Below are 22,589 nucleotides of genomic sequence, written 5' to 3'. Positions count from 1 at the left end.
CCGTTCGGGCGCGGACGGGGCCTTCTGCCCCGTCCGTCGCTCATTCGGCGGGGTGCTGACGGGAGCGCGCGCCGTGATCCGGTCCGGCGAACTTGTAGCCGCGGCCGTGCAGGGTCTTGATATAGGGATGGCCGCTTTCCGAGGCGGCGGCGATCTTCTTGCGCAGCTTGCAGATATAGACGTCGATCACCTTGTCGAAGGGCTGCTCCTCGGACATGCCGTAGACCGCGTCATAGAGGATCTGCTTCGGCACCACCTTTTCGGCATTGGTGGCGAGATGCTGGAAGATCGCGTGTTCGCGCGGCGACAGATGCACCGCCGAGCCGCAGATCTCGGGGTCGCGACCGTCGAAATAGACGTTCACCTCGCCGATATTCAGGCTTTCCGAGGAATGGCCCGCCGCGCGGCGCCGGATCGAGTTGATGCGCGAGCGCAGTTCGACGCCCTTCACCGGGATGACCACGTCGTCATCAGCCCCGGCATCGAGCGCCTCGGCGGACCGGCGGGCGTTGCGCATGTCGCGCAGGACCACCACCGGGTTGGTGCATTGCGCGCGGCGGAGCGTGCGCAGATGCTCGAGCATCCCCGGCGTGTCGGCCAGAAGCACCGGCACGTCGTCCTGGCAGCGCGCCCGGATCATCGGGGTCTGACCCAGAAAGAAGGTCTCGGAAATGCGCGTGGCGTGGAGGCCCGCGGTTTCCAACTCGCGCAACAGCGACGGAATGCGCTCGTCGCGGGGTTCGTGGAGATAGATGTTCATTGTCCTGCCTCGCGGCCTCTACGGCCCTTATTATTTGTTGAGCAAGGATAGAATGTGCGCAGAGACGGTAATTACAAGAATAAATTTGATGTCGAGTAATGAATACTTGATTTTATTCTTTGGTGTGTGTTTCCCTGTCAAAAAATAAAGACAAACCCTGTTGAGGCACGGGACCATGTTCGGGACAAAATTTGCGCGCGCCGTTTTGGCCGCCGCGCTGTCGATCTGGGCCGTCACGGCTCCGGCCGATGTGCGGATCAAGGACATCGCCAGTTTCGAGGGCGTCCGCGAGAACCAGCTCGTGGGCTACGGGCTCGTCGTCGGTCTGAACGGCACCGGCGACAGCCTGCGGAACTCGCCCTTCACCGAGAAGAGCATCGAGGGGATGCTTGAGCGGCTGGGCGTCGGCAACCTCTCCAACGACAACATCCGGACCGAGAACACCGCCGCCGTGATGGTCACCGCCATGCTGCCGCCCTTCGCGCGGCGCGGGGCGACCATCGACGTCGTGGTCTCGTCGCTCGGCGATGCCAGCTCGCTCCGGGGCGGCACGCTGATCGTCACTCCGCTTTCGGGCGCGGATGGCGAGGTCTATGCCGTCGCGCAGGGGCCGATCGCGGTCGCGGGCTACGCCGCGCAGGGCGCGAACGCCTCGATTGTCGAGGGCGTGCCGACGGTCGCGCGGATCGAGAACGGGGCGACGGTCGAGAACGAGGTCGGTTTCGAGCTCTCGCAGATGGAGACGATCCGGATCTCGCTGCGCGATCCCGATTTCACCACCGCGATGCGGGTCGCCGACGCGGTCAACAAATCCCTGGGCAACGGGTCGGCCCGGGCGCTCGACCCCACGACCATCGAGGTGCGCAGCAGCGACAAATCCGACCTCGTCGGCGCGATGGCGCAGATCGAGCGGCTGACGGTCGCGCCGGACACCCCGGCTAAGGTCGTGATCGACGCGCGCTCGGGCACCATCGTGATGGGCGGCAATGTCCGCATCGCGCAGGTCGCGGTCAGCCAGGGCGGCCTCACGGTGACGGTCAAGGAAGAGATCGAGGTCAGCCAGCCCGAACCGATCTCCATCGGCGAAACGGTGGTGGTGCCGCAGACCGAGGTCACGGTCACCGAGGCGCAGGCGAATTTCACCATTCTCGACGGCGGCGACGTGAGCCTCCAGCGGCTGGTCGACGGGCTGAACGCCATCGGTGTCGGCGCGACCGAGACCATTTCCATCCTGCAGGCGATCAAGGCCGCGGGCGCGCTTCATGCCGATCTGGAAATCATCTGAGGAGGGCCGGCGATGACACTCGACGCGATTCCGCCGATCCTGCCGCCCCTCACCGCGAAACCCGCCGCCTCGCCGCTGGACGATCCGGAGGTGCGGAAGGTGGCCAAGGAGTTCGAGGCGGTCTTCCTCGGGCAGATGGTCGACGAGATGTTCAAGACCTCGAAGGTCGATCTCTTCGGCGGCGGACATGCCGAAGAGACCTGGCGCTCCTTCCTGTCGAACGCGGTGGCCGAGAGCCTCGCCGAGCAGGGCGGAACCGGAATTGCCAAGCAGGTGGCGGAGGCCATGGCGGCCTACAGGACAGGAGGCGACGCATGAGCGCGCAGAAACACGACCCCGATCTCACCGCGCTCGAGGCGCTTCTGACGCGCGAGACGCGCGCGCTCGACAAGGGCCAGACCGAAGAGGCCGTCGGGCTTCTTCCCGAAAAGCAGGCGCTTCTGGAGCGGCTGGAGGCGCGCTCGGCCGAGTTCGAGGCGCGGCTGCCCGGCGATACCGCCTTGGGCGAGATGCTGACGGGCCTGCGCACCAAGCTCGAGGGCAACGGCCGGAGGCTGGCCCGGTTGGCCGAGGCCGCGGCCGCGCTGGCCACCGATCTGCGCCGGATCGCGGAGCGTCACGGGCTTGGCGGACTTTACGGAAAGACAGGCGCCGCGCGCCAGGACCCTGTGACCCGGAGGCCACGCATCGACCAGCAGGTCTGACGTTAACCCTTCGGTAACCTCGGGTTCCAATTTCCCCATCAGCGGCAATGCCGCCTGGCCGTCAGAAAGACGCCTCAGCTCATCAGATAGAAATTAGGAGCTAACTATGTCTTCCATCCTGACCAACAACTCCGCAATGACCGCGCTGGCCACTCTGCGCGGCATCAACAAGTCCCTCGACGGCACCCAGAACCGTATCTCGACCGGTCTGAAGATCGAGTCCGGTAAGGACAACGCCGCGTATTTCGCCATCTCCCGCACGATGGACAGCGAAAGCAACATGTATAAGGCGATCGACGAGAGCCTTACGCTGAAGCAGAACTCTGTCTCCACCGCGCGTCTTGGTGCCGAAACCGTGGCGGACATCGCCGAGGAGTTTGTCGAGCGCGTCGCGTTCGCACAAGGCTCCGCGGGCGATGCCTCGGCTCTGGCCGACATCCAGTCGGAACTCGACGCCCTGGTGGATCGTATCAACACGACCATCAACCAGGCGACCTTCAACGGCGAAAGCCTCGTGACCTCGGCCTCGACGCAGACCCTGGTGACCGGCGTGACCCGTTCGGGCGGCTCGCTCAGCGTGACGACGATCACCTTCAACGCGCAGGATCTGAACACCTCGATCGCAGCGGTTCTGGCGGCGATCGACGTGACCTCGACCTCCACGGGTGCTCTGACCTCTGCGCTGACCACCGCGCAGGGCGCTCTGGATCGTGCCATCTCGGCGGCCACCAATCTCGGTGTCGCGGAGAAGTCGATCGAGACCCAGAAGGAGTTCCTCAGCCAGCTCACCGACCGCATCGACAGCGGCGTGGGCTCGATGATCGACGCCGACATGGAAGAGGAAGCGGCCCGCCTTCAGGCACTTCAGGTCCAGCAGCAGCTGGCCACGCAGTCGCTTTCCATCGCGAACCAGGCACCGCAGAACATCCTCAGCCTCTTCCGCTGACGGATGCGGTGACGCCTTCGGGCTGTCGCGAGCACAACCAAAAGGCGGATCCCGGATCATCCGGGGTCCGCCACCCAGAAGAAGCCGGGTGGCCACCCGGACAGCCGTCAGGGGCAGAGAGGACAACACATGAGTATCGCCGCATACAAGAAGACCATCCGCGAGAGCGAATCGCCGCGCCAGATCGAGCGCCGCGTGCTCAGCCGGATCACGGCGGAGATGGACGAAATCGGCGCCGAATACGACACCGCCCTTCCCGGGCGCAAACAGCACATCCTGGCTCACGGGCTGCGCGCCACGCTCGGCGACAACCAGAGCCTCTGGCGGGCGCTGCGCTACGACCTGGCCTCGGACGGGAACCGTCTGCCGGTCGAGCTGCGCGCGAGCCTGATCTCGCTGGCGCTCTGGATCGACCGCCAATCGACCAAGGTGATGGGCGGCGAGCCCGGTCTCGCGGCCATCCTCGAGGTCAACAAACGCGTCATCGCCGGCCTCTCGGGCCAAGCGCCGCGCCCCGACGGGATTTGAAGCCATGGCCCTCGCGCTCACACTCAAGCCGAACGAACGGGTCATCATCAACGGCTGCGCGCTGGTCAATGCCAACCGCCGCCAGACCATCTATATCGAGAGCATGGCCGATGTCGTCCGCGGCTCGGACCTCCTGGACGAAAAGGCCGCCGCGACCCCGGCCACCCGCGTCTATTTCATGATCCAGACCGCGCTCACCCAGGTGAAGCACCGCGAGACGCTGGTGCCCCTGATCCAGAAAGACCTCGCGCAGCTGGCCTGCGTCTTCGGCGGCGCGTCGCTGTCGTCGATCTTCAAATCGGCGAACTTCATCTCGAGCGGCGATTTCTACAAGGCGATGGCCGCGCTCCGCCCGGTGATCAAGCACGAGCGCGAGCTCTTCGAGCGCATCGAGGCCCGCAAGGCCGCAGAGGCCGGTCACGCCGAGACGCCAAGCGCCTCGCACGGGGTCGCCGCGGAATGATGCTGGCGCTGGGCACCATGTCGGCCCAGACCGGGCTGCGCCTTGTCACCACGGTCGAGGACAAGGCCAAGGCGCTCATCCGCGACAGCGCCCAGCACGCTCGCGCCATCGCGCATTTCGAGGAGAACATCGCCTCGGTGAACTCGGTCGACGACCTGATGGCCGATCCCGACCTCTATGCCTTCGTGATGCGCGCCTATGATCTGGAGGATCAGATCTTCGGCAAGGCGCTGATGTCGAAGATGCTGAAGAGCGATATCGACGACCCCAAGGCGCTGGTGAACCGGCTGTCGGATCCGCGCTTCAAGGAGCTCTACAACGCGCTCCAGTTCGGTCCCGAGGGCGAGAACACGCTGGTGACGCTCTCGAAGAAATGGCGCGACAGCGTCGTCGAGAAATACGTCTCGCGGCAGTTCATCGACCAGCAATACGACCAGAACGAAACCGTCGGCACCGCGCTCGAGTTTCGCCAGAAGATCGGGTCGGTCGAGAACGTCTTCGACATCCTCAAGGACCGCGACCTGGCGCTCGTGGTGCGCACCGCGCTCGGGTTGCCGCGCGAGTTCGCCCAGCTCGACATCGACAAGCAGGCCGAAGAGATCAAGGAACGTCTCGATCTCGAGACCCTGAAGGACCCCGCCGAGGTCGAGAAGCTCGTCAATCGCTACGTGCTGATCTCGGACGCGCAATCGGGCACCGCCACCGCTGGCAGCGCCGCGCTTCAGATGCTGACCTCGGCGGCGAATTACAGCTTCGTCTCGATCGATCTCGAGGCGATCTCGTCGCTGCCGCGCAGCCCCTATCGCTGACAAGGAAGACCATCATGGAACGTCACATCGTCATCGCCGGACAGTGTCGGGCGGGAACCACGCTGTTCTACAACATGATGCGGCACACGCTGCAGAACTTCACGCAGCCGGCCCGGGAAGTGCCCGCGCTTAGCTGTCTCGGATTGCCGGGCAATTACCTGACCAAGCGCCCGCTCGACATCTTCGAGATCCCGCGCATCCTCGAAACCAACCCAATGGGCAAGCGGATCGACCTGATCGTGTCGCTCCGCGACCCGCGCGATGTGCTGACGAGCCGCCACAAGAGCGTGCCGGACGATTACTTCTGCCACGCGGACCGGCACTGGTTCGTGGCCGAGGGCCAGCCGCGCAGCCTGACCAATCCCGGCTTCCTGCCGACCCACGAGGCCATCGCCCGTATCGCCACCTCCGGCATCTTCAAGCAGGGCGTGTTCCTTCTGCGCTACGAGGATCTGATCGCCGATCCGGAGCGGATGCAGGCGCGGCTCGCCAGCGATCTCGATCTCGAGTTCGAGGGCCGGTTCTCGGATTTCCACCAGGCCGCGATCCCGGACGCGCTCAGCCGCGCGTTGAACGGCGTGCGCCCGGTCGAGCATCGCGCCCGTCCGAAATGGATGGAGCCCGAGCATCACGAACGCATCCGCGATCAGTTCACCCGCTACCCCGAGCTTTTCGACATCCTGATCGCGCTCGGCTACGAGGACGACCACAGCTGGTTCGACGCCTTCCGCGCTGCCGCCTGAGGCGGGCACGCGCGGCGCGGGTCGTTCCAATCGTGGTTAATGCCAGGGCGGGGCCTTACTCCGGCAGCCCGTCTATCCGCGCGACGGCGTCGAGCCCCTCGTCCCAATCGGCGCGGCTCGCCCAGCAGATATGCGCGTCGGGTCGCGTCAGTACCGGACCGTCGAGCGATCCCGCCGGGATGACGACCCAGCCGCTCTCCTCTTCGACGTAGGGCAGCGCCGCGCCGCACTCTGCGCAGAAGCATCTCTCGTGCCGCGTCCCGGCAAGCCGGAAGCGCTTCGCCGACCGCTCGCCCGTCAGCCAGACCAGTTGTGCCGTTGACGAGAAGAGGTTGGCCGCGTGGGCCGAGCCGGTGCCGCGTCGGCAGCGCGAGCAGTGACAGAGGAAGAACCCTTCGAATGCGCCCGTCACCTCGAAACTCACGGCGCCGCACAGGCAGCGTCCTGTCGCCGGTTCGCCCATCGCGCATGTCTCCTCTGTCGCATTACTCTGACCGGCCGCCCGGTCAGGCCGTGGTCAGTCCCCAGACCTAGCCGCAGCGAGGCGCGAAAGTCGACGCGAGAGTGCGGCGGCGAAGATCAGTTCAGAAGCTCGTCTTCCTCGGTGGTCGAGGGGATCACGATCAGTTCCTCGCTCGCGAGCTGGCGCACCGTGTCGAGCATCGCCGACTGCGCCGCGCGCACGTCGCGGGCCCGCACGCCGCCCATCGTCGCCAGTTCCTCCTGCAGCATGTCGCGCGAGCGCTGCGGCAGGCAGCCGAAGAAATGCTCCTTCACATGCTCCTTGGCGCCTTTGAGCGCCATCGGCAGCGTGTTGCCTTCGACCGTGCGCATGACGCGCACGAGGCTCTGGGTGTCGAGCCGGATCAGGTCGTCGAAGGTGAACATCTTCTGGCGGATCGCCTGGAAACTGTCTGGCATCCGCTCTTCCAGCGACGGCGTCAGCTTCTCGAACGTGTCGTTGTCGAGCCGGTTGAAGAGCTCGGCCATGCGCTTCTGGCGCTCGGCCACGGTGGGCTGCGAGGCGACGGTCGCGATGTCGCGCGACAGGGTCTCTTCGATCTGGCGCATCATGTGGTGCGGCACGGCGTCCATGCGCACCATGCGCTCGATAATCGCCACCATCCGCTCTTCGCCGAGGAGAGGCAGCACCGCGGCGGCGACGGACATCTCGACATTGGTGAGGATCGCGGCGGCGGTCTGGTCGTGCTCGGAGCGCAGGTAATTGGCAATGACGGTGGGGTTGAGCGACGAGAACCGCGCCCAGAGATCGCGCTCCTGCAAGGGCCCGCGGATCTCGCGCAGGATCGAGGAGACCTGATCCTCGGGCAGCACCTTCTTCAGCATCGACTCGGCCATGGTGAACGAGCCAACCACGCTGCCGCCATGGGCCACCGCCTCGCCGAATTCGCGCATCACCTTCTCGACCGAGACCGAGGAGATCACGCCGAGCCCCGCCATCGCGTGGCTGATCTTGCGGATCTCGTCCTCGGAGAGCTTCTTCATTAGCTCGCTGCCGCGATCCTCGCCGAGGCAGAGAAACAGCACCGCGGCCTTCTCGGGTCCCCTGAGACCCGGCGTCGGCAACCCGCTTCCGACGGTCGCGGCGCGCTGCGGCATGGTCGTCTTGCGTTCGATGGTTTCGGTGTTCATGGGAGGGCCTTTCGTCTCATCCGCCCACCGGCGGCAGATAGCTTTCCATCAGGCTGCCCGCGAGCATGTACCAGCCGTCGATCAGCACGAAGAAGATCACCTTGAAGGGGAGCGAGATCAGCACCGGCGGCAGCATCATCATGCCCGCGCTCATCAGGATCGACGCGATGATCAGGTCGATCGCCACGAAGGGCAGGTAGATCAGGAAGCCGATGGTGAAGGCGCGGCGCAGCTCGGAGATCATGAAGGCCGGGACGAGCGCCCGCCAGGGCGCGTCCTCGGCGGTGGCGGGGATCTCGACCTCGACATCGGCGGGCGCGCCTTCGGAGCGCGCGGCGATGTCCATGAAGAGGCCCAGATCCTTGGGCCGCGTGTTGGCGAACATGAAGGTCTTGAAGGGCGCGCCGATCCGCGGCACCGCCTGCTCCTCGTCGATGGAGTTCTGCAGAAGCGGCTCGAGCCCGTCCTCCCACGCAGCGACCAGCACCGGCTGCATGACGAAGAAGGTCATGAAGAGCGCCATCGCCGAGATCACCATGTTGGGCGGCGTCTGGTTCAGGCCGAGCGCGGAGCGCAGGATCGAGAAGACGATGACGAAGCGGGTGAAGCTCGTCATCACCACCAGAAGCCCCGGCGCCACCGACAGGATGGTGAAGAGGCCGATGAGCTGGATGATCCGGCCCGAAAGCTCCGCCCTGTCGTCCGACCCCGCGGGCGCGTCGCTCAGGATACCCGTCAGCCCGTCGAGGAACGGTCCCGCCTCCTGTGCCATCGCCGGTGCCGCGCAGAGGGAAATGCCGGCAAGGGCGAGGCAGGTCAGAAGGCGGGCCGTCCGGGTCATGCCGTCAGAAATCCGTGACGTGGTCGCGTACGATTTCCGTCAGCGAGACTCCGATCCGGTCTCCCGGAAGCTTGACCAGATCGCCGCGTGCGACGAGCCGGTCGTTGATGACCAGATCCACCGGCTGGCCGATGCGCTGGTCGAGCTCGATCACCGAACCGCGGCTGAGTTTCAGAAGAGTCGAGATCGGCATCTTGCAGGCGCCGAGCACCACTTTGACGTCCAGATCGACATTGAGCATCGCCTGGATCGAATGCCCGCCCGGTCCCGGAAGCGCGGCGGTCGGCGCGCCGCTCTCGGTCGCGTCCTCGTCGAACTCCGGGATCGATCCGGCGATGCCGCCGACACCGCCCGCAGCTTCCGCGGCGGCGGTCTCGAGTTCCAGTTCGGGTTCGGGCGCGGATTTGGCGGATTTGCCGCCGCGCGGGGCGTCCTTGGGGGTCTCTGCGTCAGCCATGGCGGGCCTCCGGGCTCTGGGTGGCGGTCTGGGCTGTGCGGGCGCGGCCGCGCAGCAAGTCGATCAGCTGGTCGCAAATGGCGGACAGGCTGTAATGCATCAGTCCGTCCTGCCACTCGATCCGGGCATCGCCCGGCCTGAGCGCCGGATCGGCGTCGATCTCGAGGCGCGCGTCGAGGTCCTGCGCGCGGGCGACCTCGGCGATCTCGGGGCGGAGCGCCTCGAGCATGTCGGGGGCGAGCGTCAGCCTGACGCGGCCCGGCCCGGTCACCAGCGGCAGCCCCGCCTGCAGCTCGGCGCGGACGCGGCGCTCGGAGAGGGTCGCGAGGATCTCGGGCGCGAGGCGGCGCATGACGGCCAGGGCGAACTCGACCAGATCGGCCTCGAGCGCCTGCCGATGGGCATCGGCATCGGCCAGAAGCACGGCGATGCCCTGCGCGATGGCGTCGCGGCAGAGGCTTTGAGTCTCGAGCGTGCGCGCCGCCTGTTCGGCGGCCAGCTCGGCGCGCCCGGCGGCATGGCCCTCGGCGCGGGCGGCATCGGCGGCGGCGGCGAGGCGGGCGGTGAGCTCGTCCTCGGAATAGCTGCGTCCGGCGACCGAAAAGCCGCCGCGCTCCATCTCGAGCTCCTGGTCGAAATCTCGGTCGAAGAGCAGGCCCATAGGATCAGGCCCCCTCTGCCAGCCAGTGACGGACGACCTTGAGGCTCTCGTCCGGCTCGGCATCGACAAGCTCGCCCACCGACTGCACCCGGCGGCGACGGACGCCGCCATTGACCGAGGCGAGCGCCACGAGGTCGTCATTGGCGTCCTCGGTCAGGAGCGGGTCGAGCGCCGGCTCGATCCGCGTCACCTGCCCGTCGGGGCCCGAGACGGTGGTCCGGCCGGGCAGCTGCGGACGCGCGACCGCCGGTGCGATCTGGGCCTGCGCGGGCTCGGGCTCGGCGGGCGCGGGCTGGGGCAGGGCGGCGAAGCCTTCGGGAAGCGCGCGCTTCAGCGCCGGGCGGACGCCGAGGATCAGCACCATCGCGACGATGGCCAGCGCCAGGAGACCCTTCAGGATCGAGACCATGTTGCGGGCGAGGAGATCGGTGAAGACATTGCCCTTGGCGATCGTGTCCTCGCCGCCGAAGGTCATGAACTGGAGGCTCTCGACCGTCAGCACGTCGCCGCGCGCGGTGTCGAAGCCGATGGCTGACTGCACCAGACGCTCGATCCGCTGCAGCTCTTCTGGCGTGCGCTCGCGATAGGCGAGATCGCCATTGGCGTCCTCTTCGTAAAGACCGTTGACCAGAACCGCGACCGACAGCCGCTCGATCTCGCCCGGCTCGCGCACAGTCTCGGAGAGGGTCGTGCCGATCTCGTAATTGACGATCTCGTCATTGGTGCTGGAGCGGTTGGTCGAGGTCGGGCCCTGACCGGCGCCGTCGGCCAGCTCGGGCGGGATGTCGCCCACGACGCTGACCGATCCGCTTGCGGTATCGGCATCCTCGCGGTTCTGCGCGCGGGTCTCGGTCGAGCGGATGACCTGCTGGTCGGGATCGAAGCTTTCCTGCCGGATGACCTGCCGCGCGCTCGTCAGCGTGACGGCGGTCTCGACGCGGACATTGTCGGCGCCGACGCGGGCGGCGAGGATCTCGGTGACGCTCTGGGCGAGCCGGTCCTCGATGGCCGACTGGCGGCTGGTGACAGACACCTCGCCCGGCGCGTCGCCTTCTCCGCCGAGGATGGTCTCGCCGGTCGAGGACAGGATTGTCACGTCGGAGGCGCGCAGATCCGGCACCGCCGAGGATACCAGCGCCCGGATCGCCAGCGCCTGGTTGCGGCTGACGCCGTAGCCGGGGCGGGCGCGCACGATGACCGACGCAGTCGCATCGGGACGGGTGCGCGAGAACGCCTCGCGCTCGGGAAGGACCAGATGCACCCGCGCGCCTTCGATCCCTTCGAGAGTGCGGATCGAGCGGGTCAGCTCGCCTTCGAGCGCGCGCATCCGGTTCACCTTCTGCAGGAAGGTGTTCATGCCGAGGCCGCTCTGCTCGTCGAAAAGCTCCCACCCCGGAACGCCGTCAGCGGGCAGGCCGCGCTCTGCCAGAACCATGCGCGCGCGGGCGACGTCGGGCTCGGGTACGCTGACCGTGGTGCCGCCCTGATCGAGCCGCACCTGGTAGCCCGCCTGTTCCAGCGCCGACACGATGCGTCCGGCGGAGGCGGGATCGAGATTTCCGTAGAGGGGCCGGAAGGCCGGAGAGAAGACCGCGCCGAGACCCAGAAACAGCACGAGGACCATGCCGAGGCCCGTTGCCCCAAGCAATGCCACGCGCCCACGCCCCAGCGCTCCAAGGTTCTCCTTGAGCTTCAGCACCTGTATTCCGCCTCGGTTTATGTCGTCCCGGTCATCCGGGATCACGTTTTATACGTTTTTTATGGATAATGTCCTCTTTTTCCTTGTCGGTCAATTCATTCTTATTCATTTATTTGGTGAGAGCAGGCAAAAATAGTGAGCCAGAAAATGGCCGTTGCAGAAGCAGCCCCTTCGTCACCGTCAAAGGTGAAACGCATCTTCGTTATCCTTGCGCTGATCCTTGTCTGCGCGGGCGCCGCCATTGGCGGCCTGACCATCGCGCTCGGGCCTGAGCGCCTTATGAATACGGTCCTGGGCGGCGACACGCCCCCCGAGGCACATGGGGACGCCGCGCATGGCGGCGACGCGGGAGGCCACGGTGCGCCCGAGGCCGCCGGTGGGCATGGTCTTGAGAGCGCCGAGCCCGGCGCGGCGAGCGGCATTCGCATCGCGGCGATGAGCGAGATGATCGTGAACATCACCTCGCTCACCATGACCGGGCGCAAGACCACGCGCTTTCTCAAGCTCAACATCGCCTTCGCCATCGACCAGTCCATCGAGGGGGCGGAGCGCTTCGACGAGCGCCGCCTCTTCATCCGCGACACGCTGCAGGACTACCTGCGCCAGCTCGCCGAGGACGATCTGGAAGGCAGCGCCGGGTTGGCGCGTCTCAAGGCCGAGCTTCTGCGCCGCGCCCGCGCGGTGATGGACAGCGAGGCCCCGCGCGAGGTGCTGGTGTCGGACATGGTGATCCAATGAGCGAGACGGCGATCCAGACCGAACCCCAGGGGCTCAGCCTCGAAGAAGAGATCATCCGCGTCACGGCGCAGAACGTCGAACGCCTGCCGATGCTCGAGACCATCTTCGAGCGTCACGCGCAGGGGCTGGCCGGCGCGCTCAAGGGCTTCACCGGGGTGCCGGTCGAGGCCGAGTTCACCCGCGTCGACTACCTTCTCTGCGGCGATGCGCTCGACGGGGTCGATCCGCATTGGCTGACCGTCGTCTGCGAGGCCGATCCCTGGGGCGGCATCTTCGCGCTCGCGATCGACCCGAAGCTCCTCTTCTCGATGCTGGAGATCCTTCTGGGCGGCCGAACGGCCAAGCCCACCGAATGGTCGCCGCGCAGCTTCACCTCGATCGAGAAGAACCTTGCCAAGCAGGTCTCGCAGCTCGTGCTCGACGAGCTGCGCGCGGCCTTCGCGCCGGTAGACGAGGTCCGCTTCCGCGTCAGCCATTTCGAAAGCAGTCCGCAATCGACGCTTCTGGCGCCGCCGAAAAGCCCGACCAGCCGGGTCTCGTTCGAGATCGGTCTGGAAGGGCGCGGCGGCGGCATCGTCTTCGTGCTGCCGCATGTCACCGTCGAAAGCGTCCGCGGCAAGCTCTCGGAGCTGTTCATGGGCGAGCAGATCGGTGGCGACAACAGCTGGGAAGTGGGGATGCAATCGGCGCTCAAGGACACGCCGGTGACGCTGACCGCGATCCTGCAACAACTCCGGGTGCCTCTGTCCGAGGCGCTCGACTGGAAGGTCGGACAGGTGCTCGATCTCGGGCTCGACGCGGATGCCGAGGTGTCGATGGCCACATCGGGCCGGACGCTTCTGCGAGGCGCGATCGGACGGCGCCGCTCGGGCGCCGCGGCGGTCCGGGTGACCGAGATCCTGTTCGACAAGGAAAGGGGAACAGAGTGATGGGACTGATGATCGATTTCGTGATCGTGGCGCTTCTGCTGGTCGCGGTGGGGTTCGGGCTGGTGCTCGAACGCCGGGTCGCGCGGCTCCGGGCGATGCTCGAGGAACTCGGCCCGATGGTCGAGCAGTTCGCGCTGGCGGTGGACCGCAGCGAGGACACGGTGCAGGCGCTGCGCTCGGTCGCCGAGACCGGACCGGCTCCGCGCAAGCCCGCGCGCTCGGCGCCGCAGCCGGGTGTCGCGCCCGCCGCCAAGGCGCGCCGCAACCATTCCGCCACGATCCGCTCGGCCAATGGCAGCGGGCCGCATAATGCCGATGACAAGAGCGAGTTGGTGAAATCCTTCTTCGCCTCCGCCAAGGACCGCTCGACATGATCGCCTGGCGACCGTCCCGGATGACGCTCTGCCTCGTCGCGCTGGGCGGCGCCGCGCTGATCCGCGGCGGTGTCGCGGTGGACGAGGCGACCGAGCCCCGGGTGCCGCGCGGTGTCTTCGTGTCGGCCGCCGATGCGGCCGGAGCCGCCGCGCTCGCACCCGAAGCCGAACCCGCCGCCGCGCCCCAGCCGGATGTCGCCAGCGCCGCCGACGAGATCCTCGCGCGCGGCTGCGAGATGCCCGAGACGCTGCTGGCCGCGATCAAGGAGGAACGCGCGCTTCTGGAGGCGCAGAAGCAGAAGCTCGAGACCCGCTCCTCCGAGGTCGGCCTCGCCGCCGAGGAACTGGCCATCGAGACCGCCCGCCTGACCGAGCTGCGCGAAGAGCTGACCGGGCTTCTGGACCGGGTCGAGGCCGCGCATACCGCCGATGTCGACCGGCTGGTGGGTCTCTACGCGGCGATGAAACCTGCGGATGCGGCCAACATCATGGACGATCTCGATCTCGAGGTGTCGGTCATGGTGCTCGGGACCATGCGCGAACGCGATGCGGCGCCGATCCTCGCCAGCCTCAACCCGGTGCGCGCGCGCGCCATCTCGAAGATCATCCTCGAACGCTCGCAGCTGCCGGGCGACCAGGACCTGACCGGGATCAAGCTGAAATGATCGTCGTCGAAAGCATCGGCTTCGCCGCCACCCATACCATCGCCGCGATCCTGCGCGACCTGCCGGGATACGAGGTCAGCCATGGCAGCCAGGACTTCGTCGCGAAGACGCGGCTCGGCGTCGGAGGGCAGAGCCCGGACGCGTTCGTCGCGTCGATGCGGGGCGCGGCGGAGACGGGCGGGACGCCGGTGGCGCTGCACACCAGTTTCGCGCCGCAGAGTATGAAACCGGCCTGCGACGGGGGCGGGGTGGCGTATCGGCTTTTGGTGCGTGACCCGGCGCGCCAGATCGAGAGCTGCTATGCCTGGATCTCGCGTAAAGTCTTGACCGGACAGCCGGTTTTGCCGGACGTCCTGCGCGCGGCGCTGCCGGTTCTGAAGGCGGCGAGGCTGGGGCCGGGCTTGCCGGATATCCTCTTCGCCTTCGCGGCGCGGCATGTGACCGGTTACAATGTCGCCGGTCTCGCCTGCGGGGCGCGGGTGGTGAAGATGGAAGAGATCCTCGCCGACGAGCAGGCCTTCCGGGAGCTCTTCGCGGTGCCGGATGCCGTTGAAATCGGGCATTTTTCCGGAGAAGAGGTCAAGCTCGCCTCGCATCGCGCCAAGCAGGCGGATGCCCCGATGACCGAGCCCGACCGGGCGCGGATCCTCGCGGCGCTGGAGCTTCCGCTCGGGGCGGCGCGCCTCAGTTACGAGGATTACCGCAGCGCGCTCGGCTACTGAAACGGTACAAAGCCGCCGTTTCGACCCCCTGAAATGGACGCGGTGTGCCGTTTTCAGACCGAAAACGGACATTTGCCCATGGGCAATTTCTTGATGCCGTCTTTATGGGTCAGGGGTGCTGACCATGATCCTCTGACCCAGGCGCGGAACGAGGCCGCAGGCCGCCGCGCCAGCGCCTGCCCGCCCGGACGGGCAGGCGCTTTGGGGACGCTGGGCGAGACGGTTGGGGTCGTCCGAGGGTGGCCGGGATAAAGCGCACGGACCGAAGGTTGGAGCGCCTCCCCGCGGGCAGGCGCTGGCGCGGCTTTGTCTTTGGCGGAACGTCGTTGTTTTCTCACGGCACGGATGCTGACCATGATCCCCGCCCTAGGGTGCGGAACAAGGCCGCAGGCCGCCGCACCAGCGCCTGCCCGCCCGCACGGGCAGGCGCTTTGGGGACGCTGGGCGAGACGGTGGAGGTCTCCCGGGTGTGGCGTGGATAAAGCGCACGGGCCGGAGGTTGGAGCGCCTCCCCGCGGGCAGGCGCTGACGCGGCTTTGGGCTTTGGCGGAACGTGGTCGTCTTCTTGCGGCATGGCTGCTGATCGTGATCCCCGCCCCAGGGCGCGGAACAAGGCCGCAGGCCGCCGCGCCAGCGCTGGACCGGCCCGACGGTCCGGCGCTTTGGGAACGAAGGCGCGGCGATCGAGGTCGGAGGTATCTGGCAGACATCAAGCGACGACCAAGGAGGGCATTGCGCCGGACCCCGGTCCAGCGCGGGCGTGGCTTAGGGCTCGGGCGAACGATGGTTCTCTTCTCGCGGAGTTGGCGCTGACCATGATCCTCTGACCCAGGCGCGGAACAAGGCCGCAGGCCGCCGCGCCTGCGTTGGACCGGCCCAACGGTCCGGCGCTTTGGGGACGAAGGCGCGACGATCGAGGTCGGAGGTATCTGGCAGACATAAAGCGACGACCACGGAGGTCATTGCGCCGCACCCCGGTCCAGCGCTGGCGCGGCTACGGGCTCGGGCAGGCAGGCCCCGGCGCGGCTCAGTCGTAGCGGCGGGTCGAGCCTTCGGGGGGGGCGCGGCGGATGCGGGCGCGGAGATCCATGAGGTAGCGCAGGATCTCGGCCACGGCCTTCCAGTGCTCGTCGGGGATTGTCTGGTCGATCTCGACGCTGTCATAGAGCGCGCGGGCGAGGGGGCGGTTCTCGATCATCGGCACGTCATGCTCGGCGGCGAGCTTGCGGATCTGGTGGGCCATCAGGTCGGCGCCCTTGGCGACGCAGACCGGCGCGGGATCGAGACCGGCCTCGTAGCGGAGCGCCACCGCGTAATGCGTCGGGTTGGTCAAGACCACGGTCGCCTTGGGCACGGCAGTCGCGGCGCGCTGGCGGGCGCGCTCGCGGCGGAGCTCCTCGCGCTTGCGGCGGATCATCGGATCGCCTTCGCTGTCCTTGTGCTCGTCGCGCAGCTCCTTGATCGACATGCGCTGCTTCTTGAGCCACTGGAACCGCTTCCAGACGATGTCGATGATCGCCAGCGGGATCAGGAAGCTGCAGGTCAGGATCAAGACGAGCGCGATCTTCTCGCGGAGATAGAGAAGCAGGCTCACCGGCTCGAGCCCGCCCGACTGCCAGACCGCGGTGACCGCGCCGACCGATACCTGCGCGCCGATGAAGGCGACCACGGCGACCTTGGCGAGGTTCTTCACGAATTCGACCGCGGTGTCGGTCGAGAAAATGCGCTTGAGACCCTGGAGCGGCGATATCTTCGAGAGCTTCGGCTGGATGCGCTCGGTCGAGACCACGACCTCGCCCTGGATCAGGACACCGAACAGCGCCGCCGCGATCATCGTGGCGAGCGCGGGCGCGAGCAGGAAGGCCAGCGGCAGCGCGAGCTCGCTGACGACGCCGCCAAGATCGCGCAGCCCGGTCGCGCCGGCGCTGACCTCGATATGGGCGGCTTGGGCGAGAAGCGCGCCCAAGACCTCGGCGAGCGACGGACCGGCGACGGGCAGGATGAACAGCACAAGGATAAAGAAGGAAAAGATGCTCATCACGTTGCCGGGTTCCTTGGAACTCGGAACGTCGCCTTTCTCGCGGGCTTTCTTGAGTTTTCGCTCGGAGGCCTCTTCTGTCTTGTTGTCCTTGTCTTCCTCGCTCATCGCCGCCCCCTCAGAACGCCAGCGTCCCGAGCCAGCCGGTAAAGGCGGCCAGGAACCCGGCGATGACGGAGGGGAGCGCGATGCTCATCACCGCAAGCCCCGCCCCGAGCAGGAGCGGCGTCGCGACGAAGAATACGGGCAGGGTGGCCATCAGCCGGTTGGCGAGGCCGAGCCCGGTATTCATCACCAGTTGCAGGACGTAGAAGGGCGCGGCCAGCGTGACGCCGAGATAAAGGCTCATGGCGGCGGCGCGGATGATCTGGTCGGCGAGGTCGTAGGGCATCAGCTGGCCGACCGGGAAGACATCGTAGGACATCATGATCGCGCCGAGGATCAGATGATGGGTGTCGGTGGCGAAGATCAGCGCGGTGGCGGCGAGCGTCAGGATCGAGGCCACGAGCGTCGCGCCCTCGAAGGCGCCCTGCGAGGGCGCCAGGGCGTTGGCGAGGCCCGAGACCATGCCGATCTGGTAGCCCGCGAAGGAGACCGCGCTCATCACGATCCGCGCGGTCAGTCCGAGCCAGAGACCGACGGTGATCTCGAGGCCGAAGATCGCGATCAGGTCGACGGGGCGCGACAGATCGAGCGGGCCGATGCCGATGGCGGGCGAGAGCGCGATGCACAGGAGCAGCGCAAGCGCCAGCTTGTGGCGGTTCGGGATCGCCTGCTCGCCGAAGGCCGGCATGAAGAGGAAGATCGCGCCGATCCGCGCGAAGATCACGCCGACACCGATGATCTGCGAGGTGAGAAAGACCGAGAGGTCCATCCCCTAGCCGCCGATCTGGCCGACGGTGCGGAGCGTCGCCTTGCGGTGGATCTCGGCATGGCTGAGGATCGGCGTGGTCGGGCTGACCCTCTCGAGCATGGCGCGGATATGGTGGCGGATCTCGGGGGCGCAGAGGATCGCGGCCCAGACCTCGTCCCGGGCATGAGTCTGGATCTCGCGGCGGGCGTCGAGCACAAACTCCTGCACGCGCTTTGGCGACATCAGGAACTGGGTCTCGTCGCCCTGCTTGCGGAGCGCCTCGAGGAACTCGCGCTCCCAGGCGGGCGAGAGGCCGATCACCGGCAGGAAGCCCTGCTCGTCGGTCAGCCCCGCGCAGATCTGCTTGGAGAGGCGCTGGCGGACATGCTCGGTGACGCGGGTGACATTGGCGCCGTGGCGGTCGGCCTCGGCCATGGCCTCGACGATCTGCGGCAGGTTACGGATCGAGATGCGCTCGTCGAGGAGGCGCTGCAAGACGTGCTGGACATGGATGATCGGGGTCGGCGCGGAGAGATCGGCGACGAGTTTCTGGTAGTCGCGGTCGAGCCGCTCGACGGCCTCCTTGGTGGTGCCGAAGGTCATCAGCTCGGACATGTGGTCCTTGACCACCTCGGTCAGGTGGGTGGTCAGGACGCTTTCGGGATCGACGACGGTCAGCCCGTGCTGCTCGGCCTCGTTGGCCTGGCGGCGGTCGGTCCAGATCGCGTCGAGCCCGAAGGCGGGGTCCTTGGTCTTCTCGCCCTTGAGCTTCAGCGTGGTGTCGGGCGGGGTCAGGACCATGCGGCCGCGGGGGCGGCATTCGCCGCGGGCGGCCTCGGTGCCGTGGACGAGGATGCGGTAGGTGTTGAGCGGCAGGGTCTGCTCGTCGCGGATCCGCACGGTCGGCAGGACGAAGCCGAACTCGCGGGCGAAGAGGTTGCGCAGGCTCTTGATCTTGCCGGGAAGCGCGGCCTCGGGGCCGTCGGAGAGCGGCACCAGCGCGGTGCCGAGCTCGAGGCAGAGATCGTCGACGCGCATGGTCTGCTTGAGCACGTCTTCCTCGGTCTGGGGGGCCTCCTCGGTCACTGCCTTGCGGGCCTCGTCGCGGGCCTCGGTGGCCATGCGGCGGTGCATCATGATGCCGGTCGCGGCCATGATCGCCGAGAGCGCGAGGAAGATCGGGAAGGGGAAGCCGGGCAGGAGGCCCATGGCCACGAGAAGCCCCGAGGCCATGAAGAGCGCCTTGGGGAAGCGGCCGAGCTGGGCCATAACCACTTCGTTGGCCGCGCCGTCGGTGCCGCCCTTGGTGACGATGAGGCCCGCGGCCATCGACACGATCAGTGCGGGCACCTGGCTCACGAGACCGTCGCCGATGGTCAGCGTGGTATAGGCGGTGGCGGCGGCGGCGAGCGACATGTCGTGCTGGACGGTGCCGATCAGGATACCGCCGACGATGTTGATGAGCGTGATGATGATGCCCGCGACCGCGTCGCCGCGCACGAACTTGGACGCACCGTCCATCGCGCCGAAGAAGCTGCTCTCCTCTTCGAGCGTCTTGCGCCTTGCTTGCGCCTGGGCGTCGTCGATCAGGCCCGCGCCGAGATCGGCGTCGATGGCCATCTGCTTGCCCGGCATCGCGTCGAGCGAGAAGCGCGCCGAGACCTCGGCGATCCGGGTCGAGCCCTTGGTGATGACGATGAAGTTGATCACCACGAGGATCGAGAAGATCACGATGCCGATGACGTAGGAGCCCGCGACGATGAAGCGGGAGAAGCCCTCGATCACGCCGCCCGCGGCGTTCGTGCCGCTATGGCCCTCGGAGAGGATCAGGCGGGTCGAGGCGACGTTCAGCGACAGGCGCAGAAGCGTGACCACGAGAAGGAGCGTCGGGAAGGCGTTGAACTCGAGCGGGCGCTTGATCCAGAGCGCGACCATCAGGATCAGGACCGAGAGCGACAGCGAGATCGCGAGGCCCAAGTCCAAGAGGATCGCCGGGAGCGGCACGAAGAGCACCGCGAGGATCAGCGTCACGCCGAGCGCGAAGCCGATGTCGCGATTGGCGAGGCTCGTGGCCCAGGCCGAGGCGGGGGGCGGATCGGCGCGGCTGGTCATGGCCGCTCTCCGCGCACGAAGACCGGAAGGATGGGTTGCAGGTCGCCGGAACCGAAAAGCGAGCGGCGCGGCGCGCCGGGCTCGGAACGGGTGCTCCAGAACGGGCCGCCCGCCTGGGCGACGGGCGCAGTCTCGGGCGCGTTGCGGGCCACGTCGCGGAAGATCGCGATGCGGTCATTGGCGACGCGGATATTGCGCTCGAGGCTGGTGCGGTAGACCCGCTGGTGCTCTTCGGTGCGCGAATGGTAAGCGCCGGCGGCTTTTTCCCAATCGCCGATCTCGTGGTAGAGGCCCTTGAGGAAGCGGGCGGCGTAATCGACATTCTGCACCGGGTCGAACCCGTCGGTGACGCTGTCGAAGGCCTTGGGGTGCCAGCGCAGGTTGATCTGCATGCAGCCCACGTCGATCGAGCGGGCGCCGCGGCGATGCTCGGAGGCGACGAAGGCCAGCGCGCCGGAGCGGCTGTCGAAGATATGGCCCTTGCCCTCGGAATTGACTGCCCAGGGCCAGACCGTCAGCTCTCCGTCCCGCATCATCCCGGCCTCCTGCAGCCCGATGGCGAGAAGCAGGTTGTGGGGGATCGCGTAGCGCTCCTGCGCGGCGAGGATCTGGCGCAGGCACATGCCGGTTACGCCGCCGCCCGGCGCTGCGCTCGGTGCCGTGGCGGTGCCGTAGAAATCCGCCCATCCCGCCGCGGCGGCGGGCAGGGGCATGAGGCCCAGCACAAGGGCGCAGGCGCGGGCGAGGCGGCGCATCCTAGAGCCCCCCGCTGGCGATGGCGTCGAAGCTCCGGTCCGATATCGTCACCAGCATCCCGTAGATGAAGGGCGTGGTCGCGACGATGCCGATCAGGATGATCACGATCTTCGGGATAAAGGTCAGCGTCATTTCCTGGATCTGCGTCAGCGCCTGGAAGAACGCGATGACGAGACCGACGCCCAGGGCAAGCGCCAGGATCGGCCCGACGCCGATCAGGACGGTCCAGATCGTGTCCGACAGGAGATCATATACCTCGGCCTCGGTCATGGCGGGCGTCAGATCGGCATTCGCATGATTTCCTGGTAGGCCGAGATGAACTTGTCGCGGAAGGTGACCGCCATCTTCACCGTGGACTCGAGCTCGAGCGTGGCCTGCACCACCTCTTGCGTCGAGTAGCCGCCCTGGAGCCCCGCCTGCATGACGTGCTCGGCCTTCTCGGCCTTCTCGACGGCAGAGCTGGCGGCCTTGGCCATGAGCTCGGCGAAATCCGCGCCGCGGCTCGTCTCGACCGCGTCGGAGGGGCCTTTGGTGGCCGAGAGCCCCTGGGTGGAGCGATAGGCGCTGAGCGCCGCGGTCGATGTGATCAGGCTTTCTGCCATGATATCCTCACTTCAACAGGTCGAGCATGCGCGACCGCATCCGGCGCCCCGTCTCGAACATGTTCATGTTGGCCTCGTAGCTGCGGGCCGCTTCTCGCATATCCGCCATTTCCAGAAGCGCGTTGACGTTCGGGACCTTCACCAGCCCGTTCTCGTCGGCGCCGGGATGGGCGGGATCGTGCACCTTGGTGAACTGGCCCTCGTCGCGGCCGACGCGGTCGATCTCGACCAGCGTGGCGCCGATCGTGTCGTCCATCCGCTCGGCGAAGGACACGGTCTTGCGGCGATAGGGATCGGCTCCGGGCGTGGTGGCGCGGGTGTCGGCATTGGCGACGTTCTCGGCCACGACCTTGATCCGGGTGCCCTGCGCACGAAGGCCGGATGCGGCGATGGCGGAGATGGATTTCAACGGGTCCATGACGGCCCTCCCTTATCCCTGGCCGGTCGCGGCGAGGTTCATGAGCTGGTAGCCCTTGCGGTAGAGATCGGCGGCGAGGCGGTAGGCGTCCTCGGTTTCGGTCGCCTGGACGATCTGCTCTTCCAGGACGACGGAGTTGCCGTCGATGCTCTGCTCCCAGCCATCCGCCGTCTCGGTGGTGGTGATGCCGCCGACCTTGTGGCCGCCGTCGATATGGCCAACCCGCGTGACCGTCATGCCACGGGTCGGGGCGCCCTGGCGCATCACGTCCTCGAAGGGCGCTACGTCGCGGGCGCGGTAGCCGGGTGTATCCGCATTGGCGATGTTCTCGGACAGCACATGCTGCCGGCTCGCCATATAGCGCATCCGCTCTCCGGCCAATTTGAAGAAAGCAATACCGCCGATATCCATGCCTCTTTCCTTTGTTTTTGATTGTGGATAGCATGGATAGTTAATGTGATCCATGGAAAATAGATCATGCACACTGTTTTTTCAGACCTGACGCAGGCGGCTGCCGGTGTATCGGGCACCACGCTCAAGGGGCGGGTGTCCGAGGTGATCGGGCTCCGGCTGACGGTGCGCGGGCTCGACCGGGCGCTGGCCATCGGCACGCGCTGCCATGTGGCGGGCATAGCGGGGCCGATCGCCGCCGAGGTCGTGGGCGTCGATGCCCGGGGCGCGCATCTTCTGCCCTTCGGAACGTGGCTGGGCGTCGGTCCGGGCGCCGAAGTCGAGATCGACGCGCCGGGGCAGGGGCTGAGGCCCGGGCCAGGCTGGATCGGCCGGGTGATCGACGCGCTGGGGCGGCCCCGCGACGGGCTCGGGCCGCTCCG

General features: G+C 67.2%; 28 protein-coding genes and 1 pseudogene. 14 read left to right on the top strand and 15 right to left on the bottom strand.

Annotation, left to right across the window (positions count from 1 at the left end):
* Window positions 1–40: 40 nt before the first annotated feature.
* Window positions 41–760 carry a winged helix-turn-helix domain-containing protein gene (locus ACFQ4E_RS06340; protein ID WP_386802099.1) on the bottom strand — a complete coding sequence of 240 codons (720 nt, stop codon included), beginning with the start codon at window positions 758–760 and terminating at the stop codon, window positions 41–43.
* A gap of 175 nt (window positions 761–935) precedes the next feature.
* On the opposite strand from ACFQ4E_RS06340, the gene ACFQ4E_RS06335 reads away from it, so the two are divergent.
* From ACFQ4E_RS06335 to ACFQ4E_RS06300, 8 genes are all read left to right on the top strand, one after another.
* Window positions 936–2,045 (top strand): flagellar basal body P-ring protein FlgI, encoded by a 1,110-nt coding sequence (locus ACFQ4E_RS06335; RefSeq protein WP_386802098.1) that lies wholly within the window; start codon window positions 936–938, stop codon window positions 2,043–2,045.
* 12 nt (window positions 2,046–2,057) lie between these two features.
* The gene (locus ACFQ4E_RS06330; protein WP_386802097.1) at window positions 2,058–2,363 is read left to right on the top strand and encodes a rod-binding protein; all 306 of its coding nucleotides are present in this window, start codon (window positions 2,058–2,060) and stop codon (window positions 2,361–2,363) included.
* On the top strand, window positions 2,360–2,749 hold the full coding sequence (locus tag ACFQ4E_RS06325) for a hypothetical protein (protein WP_386802096.1): 390 nt from the start codon (window positions 2,360–2,362) through the stop codon (window positions 2,747–2,749). Before ACFQ4E_RS06330 ends, ACFQ4E_RS06325 begins: the two co-directional genes overlap by 4 nt.
* Before the next feature lie 106 nt (window positions 2,750–2,855).
* Entirely contained in the window at window positions 2,856–3,695 is an 840-nt protein-coding gene (locus ACFQ4E_RS06320; RefSeq protein WP_386802095.1) for a flagellin N-terminal helical domain-containing protein, read from the top strand.
* Between the two features lie 129 nt (window positions 3,696–3,824).
* Window positions 3,825–4,223 (top strand): flagellar biosynthesis regulator FlaF, encoded by a 399-nt coding sequence (locus ACFQ4E_RS06315; protein ID WP_386802094.1) that lies wholly within the window; start codon window positions 3,825–3,827, stop codon window positions 4,221–4,223.
* Window positions 4,224–4,227: 4 nt separating this feature from the next.
* The gene (locus tag ACFQ4E_RS06310; RefSeq protein ID WP_386802093.1) at window positions 4,228–4,686 is read left to right on the top strand and encodes a flagellar biosynthesis repressor FlbT; all 459 of its coding nucleotides are present in this window, start codon (window positions 4,228–4,230) and stop codon (window positions 4,684–4,686) included.
* On the top strand, window positions 4,683–5,495 hold the full coding sequence (locus ACFQ4E_RS06305; RefSeq protein WP_386802092.1) for a DUF1217 domain-containing protein: 813 nt from the start codon (window positions 4,683–4,685) through the stop codon (window positions 5,493–5,495). Before ACFQ4E_RS06310 ends, ACFQ4E_RS06305 begins: the two co-directional genes overlap by 4 nt.
* 14 nt (window positions 5,496–5,509) lie before the next feature.
* The gene (locus ACFQ4E_RS06300) at window positions 5,510–6,238 is read left to right on the top strand and encodes a hypothetical protein (protein ID WP_386802091.1); all 729 of its coding nucleotides are present in this window, start codon (window positions 5,510–5,512) and stop codon (window positions 6,236–6,238) included.
* A gap of 55 nt (window positions 6,239–6,293) precedes the next feature.
* Here ACFQ4E_RS06300 and ACFQ4E_RS06295 read toward each other — a convergent pair whose 3' ends face one another.
* The 6 genes from ACFQ4E_RS06295 to fliF all read right to left on the bottom strand — a co-directional run bounded on the left by ACFQ4E_RS06295 (window position 6,294) and on the right by fliF (window position 11,549).
* Window positions 6,294–6,701, bottom strand: coding sequence for a GFA family protein (locus ACFQ4E_RS06295; RefSeq protein WP_386802090.1), 408 nt, complete (start codon window positions 6,699–6,701; stop codon window positions 6,294–6,296).
* 116 nt (window positions 6,702–6,817) lie between these two features.
* On the bottom strand, window positions 6,818–7,891 hold the full coding sequence (locus tag ACFQ4E_RS06290) for a flagellar motor switch protein FliG (RefSeq protein ID WP_386802089.1): 1,074 nt from the start codon (window positions 7,889–7,891) through the stop codon (window positions 6,818–6,820).
* Between the two features lie 16 nt (window positions 7,892–7,907).
* Window positions 7,908–8,732 carry a flagellar type III secretion system pore protein FliP gene (fliP, locus tag ACFQ4E_RS06285; RefSeq protein WP_386802088.1) on the bottom strand — a complete coding sequence of 275 codons (825 nt, stop codon included), beginning with the start codon at window positions 8,730–8,732 and terminating at the stop codon, window positions 7,908–7,910.
* A 4-nt stretch (window positions 8,733–8,736) separates the two neighbouring features.
* Window positions 8,737–9,189, bottom strand: a complete 453-nt coding sequence (locus ACFQ4E_RS06280) for a FliM/FliN family flagellar motor switch protein (protein ID WP_386802087.1) — start codon at window positions 9,187–9,189, stop codon at window positions 8,737–8,739.
* Window positions 9,182–9,850: a FliH/SctL family protein gene (locus tag ACFQ4E_RS06275; RefSeq protein WP_386802086.1), complete on the bottom strand. Its 669-nt coding sequence runs from the start codon at window positions 9,848–9,850 to the stop codon at window positions 9,182–9,184. Before ACFQ4E_RS06275 ends, ACFQ4E_RS06280 begins: the two co-directional genes overlap by 8 nt.
* A gap of 4 nt (window positions 9,851–9,854) precedes the next feature.
* On the bottom strand, window positions 9,855–11,549 hold the full coding sequence (gene fliF / locus ACFQ4E_RS06270; RefSeq protein ID WP_386802085.1) for a flagellar basal-body MS-ring/collar protein FliF: 1,695 nt from the start codon (window positions 11,547–11,549) through the stop codon (window positions 9,855–9,857).
* Between the two features lie 186 nt (window positions 11,550–11,735).
* On the opposite strand from fliF, the gene ACFQ4E_RS06265 reads away from it, so the two are divergent.
* Genes ACFQ4E_RS06265 through ACFQ4E_RS06245 form a run of 5 tightly spaced genes read left to right on the top strand, consistent with a single transcriptional unit; the run spans window position 11,736 to window position 14,977 of the window.
* Window positions 11,736–12,287, top strand: a complete 552-nt coding sequence (locus tag ACFQ4E_RS06265) for a flagellar basal body-associated FliL family protein (RefSeq protein ID WP_386802084.1) — start codon at window positions 11,736–11,738, stop codon at window positions 12,285–12,287.
* Window positions 12,284–13,216 carry a flagellar motor switch protein FliM gene (locus ACFQ4E_RS06260; RefSeq protein ID WP_386802083.1) on the top strand — a complete coding sequence of 311 codons (933 nt, stop codon included), beginning with the start codon at window positions 12,284–12,286 and terminating at the stop codon, window positions 13,214–13,216. The genes ACFQ4E_RS06265 and ACFQ4E_RS06260 overlap by 4 nt, the downstream gene beginning before the upstream one ends.
* Complete coding sequence (locus ACFQ4E_RS06255) at window positions 13,216–13,590, top strand: hypothetical protein (RefSeq protein WP_386802082.1); 375 nt, start codon at window positions 13,216–13,218, stop codon at window positions 13,588–13,590. The genes ACFQ4E_RS06260 and ACFQ4E_RS06255 overlap by 1 nt, the downstream gene beginning before the upstream one ends.
* Window positions 13,587–14,255: a MotE family protein gene (locus ACFQ4E_RS06250; protein ID WP_386802081.1), complete on the top strand. Its 669-nt coding sequence runs from the start codon at window positions 13,587–13,589 to the stop codon at window positions 14,253–14,255. Before ACFQ4E_RS06255 ends, ACFQ4E_RS06250 begins: the two co-directional genes overlap by 4 nt.
* Window positions 14,252–14,977, top strand: coding sequence for a hypothetical protein (locus ACFQ4E_RS06245; RefSeq protein ID WP_386802080.1), 726 nt, complete (start codon window positions 14,252–14,254; stop codon window positions 14,975–14,977). Before ACFQ4E_RS06250 ends, ACFQ4E_RS06245 begins: the two co-directional genes overlap by 4 nt.
* Window positions 14,978–16,004: 1,027 nt before the next feature.
* Here ACFQ4E_RS06245 and ACFQ4E_RS06240 read toward each other — a convergent pair.
* The 8 genes from ACFQ4E_RS06240 to ACFQ4E_RS06205 are packed head-to-tail and all read right to left on the bottom strand — an operon-like array spanning window position 16,005 to window position 22,113.
* Window positions 16,005–17,123, bottom strand: a complete 1,119-nt coding sequence (locus tag ACFQ4E_RS06240) for an EscU/YscU/HrcU family type III secretion system export apparatus switch protein (RefSeq protein ID WP_386802079.1) — start codon at window positions 17,121–17,123, stop codon at window positions 16,005–16,007.
* Window positions 17,124–17,133: 10 nt separating this feature from the next.
* Complete coding sequence (locus tag ACFQ4E_RS06235) at window positions 17,134–17,889, bottom strand: flagellar biosynthetic protein FliR (protein ID WP_386802078.1); 756 nt, start codon at window positions 17,887–17,889, stop codon at window positions 17,134–17,136.
* 3 nt (window positions 17,890–17,892) lie between these two features.
* Window positions 17,893–19,980 carry a flagellar biosynthesis protein FlhA gene (gene flhA / locus ACFQ4E_RS06230; protein ID WP_386802077.1) on the bottom strand — a complete coding sequence of 696 codons (2,088 nt, stop codon included), beginning with the start codon at window positions 19,978–19,980 and terminating at the stop codon, window positions 17,893–17,895.
* A complete protein-coding gene (locus tag ACFQ4E_RS06225; protein WP_386802076.1) occupies window positions 19,977–20,735 on the bottom strand; it encodes a lytic transglycosylase domain-containing protein in 759 nt (252 codons plus the stop codon). Before ACFQ4E_RS06225 ends, flhA begins: the two co-directional genes overlap by 4 nt.
* A 1-nt stretch (window position 20,736) precedes the next feature.
* Window positions 20,737–21,006, bottom strand: a complete 270-nt coding sequence (locus tag ACFQ4E_RS06220; protein ID WP_386802075.1) for a flagellar biosynthetic protein FliQ — start codon at window positions 21,004–21,006, stop codon at window positions 20,737–20,739.
* An 8-nt stretch (window positions 21,007–21,014) separates the two neighbouring features.
* Window positions 21,015–21,338: a flagellar hook-basal body complex protein FliE gene (locus ACFQ4E_RS06215; RefSeq protein WP_386802074.1), complete on the bottom strand. Its 324-nt coding sequence runs from the start codon at window positions 21,336–21,338 to the stop codon at window positions 21,015–21,017.
* A 7-nt stretch (window positions 21,339–21,345) separates the two neighbouring features.
* Window positions 21,346–21,756, bottom strand: coding sequence for a flagellar basal body rod protein FlgC (gene flgC / locus ACFQ4E_RS06210; RefSeq protein WP_386802073.1), 411 nt, complete (start codon window positions 21,754–21,756; stop codon window positions 21,346–21,348).
* 12 nt (window positions 21,757–21,768) lie between these two features.
* Window positions 21,769–22,113: a flagellar basal body rod protein FlgB gene (locus ACFQ4E_RS06205; RefSeq protein WP_386802072.1), complete on the bottom strand. Its 345-nt coding sequence runs from the start codon at window positions 22,111–22,113 to the stop codon at window positions 21,769–21,771.
* A 120-nt stretch (window positions 22,114–22,233) separates the two neighbouring features.
* Between ACFQ4E_RS06205 and ACFQ4E_RS06200 the strand changes: the two are divergent.
* A pseudogene (locus ACFQ4E_RS06200) lies at window positions 22,234–22,589 on the top strand (flagellum-specific ATP synthase FliI); the annotation flags it as partial.

It is taken from the genome of Litorisediminicola beolgyonensis (genome assembly GCF_042679605.1).
Classification (GTDB): domain Bacteria; phylum Pseudomonadota; class Alphaproteobacteria; order Rhodobacterales; family Rhodobacteraceae; genus Litorisediminicola; species Litorisediminicola beolgyonensis.
Note: the sequence above shows the minus strand (reverse complement) of the source record. Positions and strands in the feature narration are given on the sequence as shown.

Bases quoted from the DNA above. Each gene is read 5' to 3' on its own strand.
- ACFQ4E_RS06340 (WP_386802099.1), bottom strand. From the start codon at position 760: ATGAACATCTATCTCCACGAACCCCGCGACGAGCGCATTCCGTCGCTG.
- ACFQ4E_RS06335 (WP_386802098.1), top strand. From the start codon at position 936: ATGTTCGGGACAAAATTTGCGCGCGCCGTTTTGGCCGCCGCGCTGTCG.
- ACFQ4E_RS06330 (WP_386802097.1), top strand. From the start codon at position 2,058: ATGACACTCGACGCGATTCCGCCGATCCTGCCGCCCCTCACCGCGAAA.
- ACFQ4E_RS06325 (WP_386802096.1), top strand. From the start codon at position 2,360: ATGAGCGCGCAGAAACACGACCCCGATCTCACCGCGCTCGAGGCGCTT.
- ACFQ4E_RS06320 (WP_386802095.1), top strand. From the start codon at position 2,856: ATGTCTTCCATCCTGACCAACAACTCCGCAATGACCGCGCTGGCCACT.
- ACFQ4E_RS06315 (WP_386802094.1), top strand. From the start codon at position 3,825: ATGAGTATCGCCGCATACAAGAAGACCATCCGCGAGAGCGAATCGCCG.
- ACFQ4E_RS06310 (WP_386802093.1), top strand. From the start codon at position 4,228: ATGGCCCTCGCGCTCACACTCAAGCCGAACGAACGGGTCATCATCAAC.
- ACFQ4E_RS06305 (WP_386802092.1), top strand. From the start codon at position 4,683: ATGATGCTGGCGCTGGGCACCATGTCGGCCCAGACCGGGCTGCGCCTT.
- ACFQ4E_RS06300 (WP_386802091.1), top strand. From the start codon at position 5,510: ATGGAACGTCACATCGTCATCGCCGGACAGTGTCGGGCGGGAACCACG.
- ACFQ4E_RS06295 (WP_386802090.1), bottom strand. From the start codon at position 6,701: ATGGGCGAACCGGCGACAGGACGCTGCCTGTGCGGCGCCGTGAGTTTC.
- ACFQ4E_RS06290 (WP_386802089.1), bottom strand. From the start codon at position 7,891: ATGAACACCGAAACCATCGAACGCAAGACGACCATGCCGCAGCGCGCC.
- fliP (WP_386802088.1), bottom strand. From the start codon at position 8,732: ATGACCCGGACGGCCCGCCTTCTGACCTGCCTCGCCCTTGCCGGCATT.
- ACFQ4E_RS06280 (WP_386802087.1), bottom strand. From the start codon at position 9,189: ATGGCTGACGCAGAGACCCCCAAGGACGCCCCGCGCGGCGGCAAATCC.
- ACFQ4E_RS06275 (WP_386802086.1), bottom strand. From the start codon at position 9,850: ATGGGCCTGCTCTTCGACCGAGATTTCGACCAGGAGCTCGAGATGGAG.
- ACFQ4E_RS06260 (WP_386802083.1), top strand. From the start codon at position 12,284: ATGAGCGAGACGGCGATCCAGACCGAACCCCAGGGGCTCAGCCTCGAA.
- ACFQ4E_RS06255 (WP_386802082.1), top strand. From the start codon at position 13,216: ATGGGACTGATGATCGATTTCGTGATCGTGGCGCTTCTGCTGGTCGCG.
- ACFQ4E_RS06250 (WP_386802081.1), top strand. From the start codon at position 13,587: ATGATCGCCTGGCGACCGTCCCGGATGACGCTCTGCCTCGTCGCGCTG.
- ACFQ4E_RS06245 (WP_386802080.1), top strand. From the start codon at position 14,252: ATGATCGTCGTCGAAAGCATCGGCTTCGCCGCCACCCATACCATCGCC.
- ACFQ4E_RS06240 (WP_386802079.1), bottom strand. From the start codon at position 17,123: ATGAGCGAGGAAGACAAGGACAACAAGACAGAAGAGGCCTCCGAGCGA.
- ACFQ4E_RS06235 (WP_386802078.1), bottom strand. From the start codon at position 17,889: ATGGACCTCTCGGTCTTTCTCACCTCGCAGATCATCGGTGTCGGCGTG.
- flhA (WP_386802077.1), bottom strand. From the start codon at position 19,980: ATGACCAGCCGCGCCGATCCGCCCCCCGCCTCGGCCTGGGCCACGAGC.
- ACFQ4E_RS06225 (WP_386802076.1), bottom strand. From the start codon at position 20,735: ATGCGCCGCCTCGCCCGCGCCTGCGCCCTTGTGCTGGGCCTCATGCCC.
- ACFQ4E_RS06220 (WP_386802075.1), bottom strand. From the start codon at position 21,006: ATGACCGAGGCCGAGGTATATGATCTCCTGTCGGACACGATCTGGACC.
- ACFQ4E_RS06215 (WP_386802074.1), bottom strand. From the start codon at position 21,338: ATGGCAGAAAGCCTGATCACATCGACCGCGGCGCTCAGCGCCTATCGC.
- flgC (WP_386802073.1), bottom strand. From the start codon at position 21,756: ATGGACCCGTTGAAATCCATCTCCGCCATCGCCGCATCCGGCCTTCGT.
- ACFQ4E_RS06205 (WP_386802072.1), bottom strand. From the start codon at position 22,113: ATGGCGAGCCGGCAGCATGTGCTGTCCGAGAACATCGCCAATGCGGAT.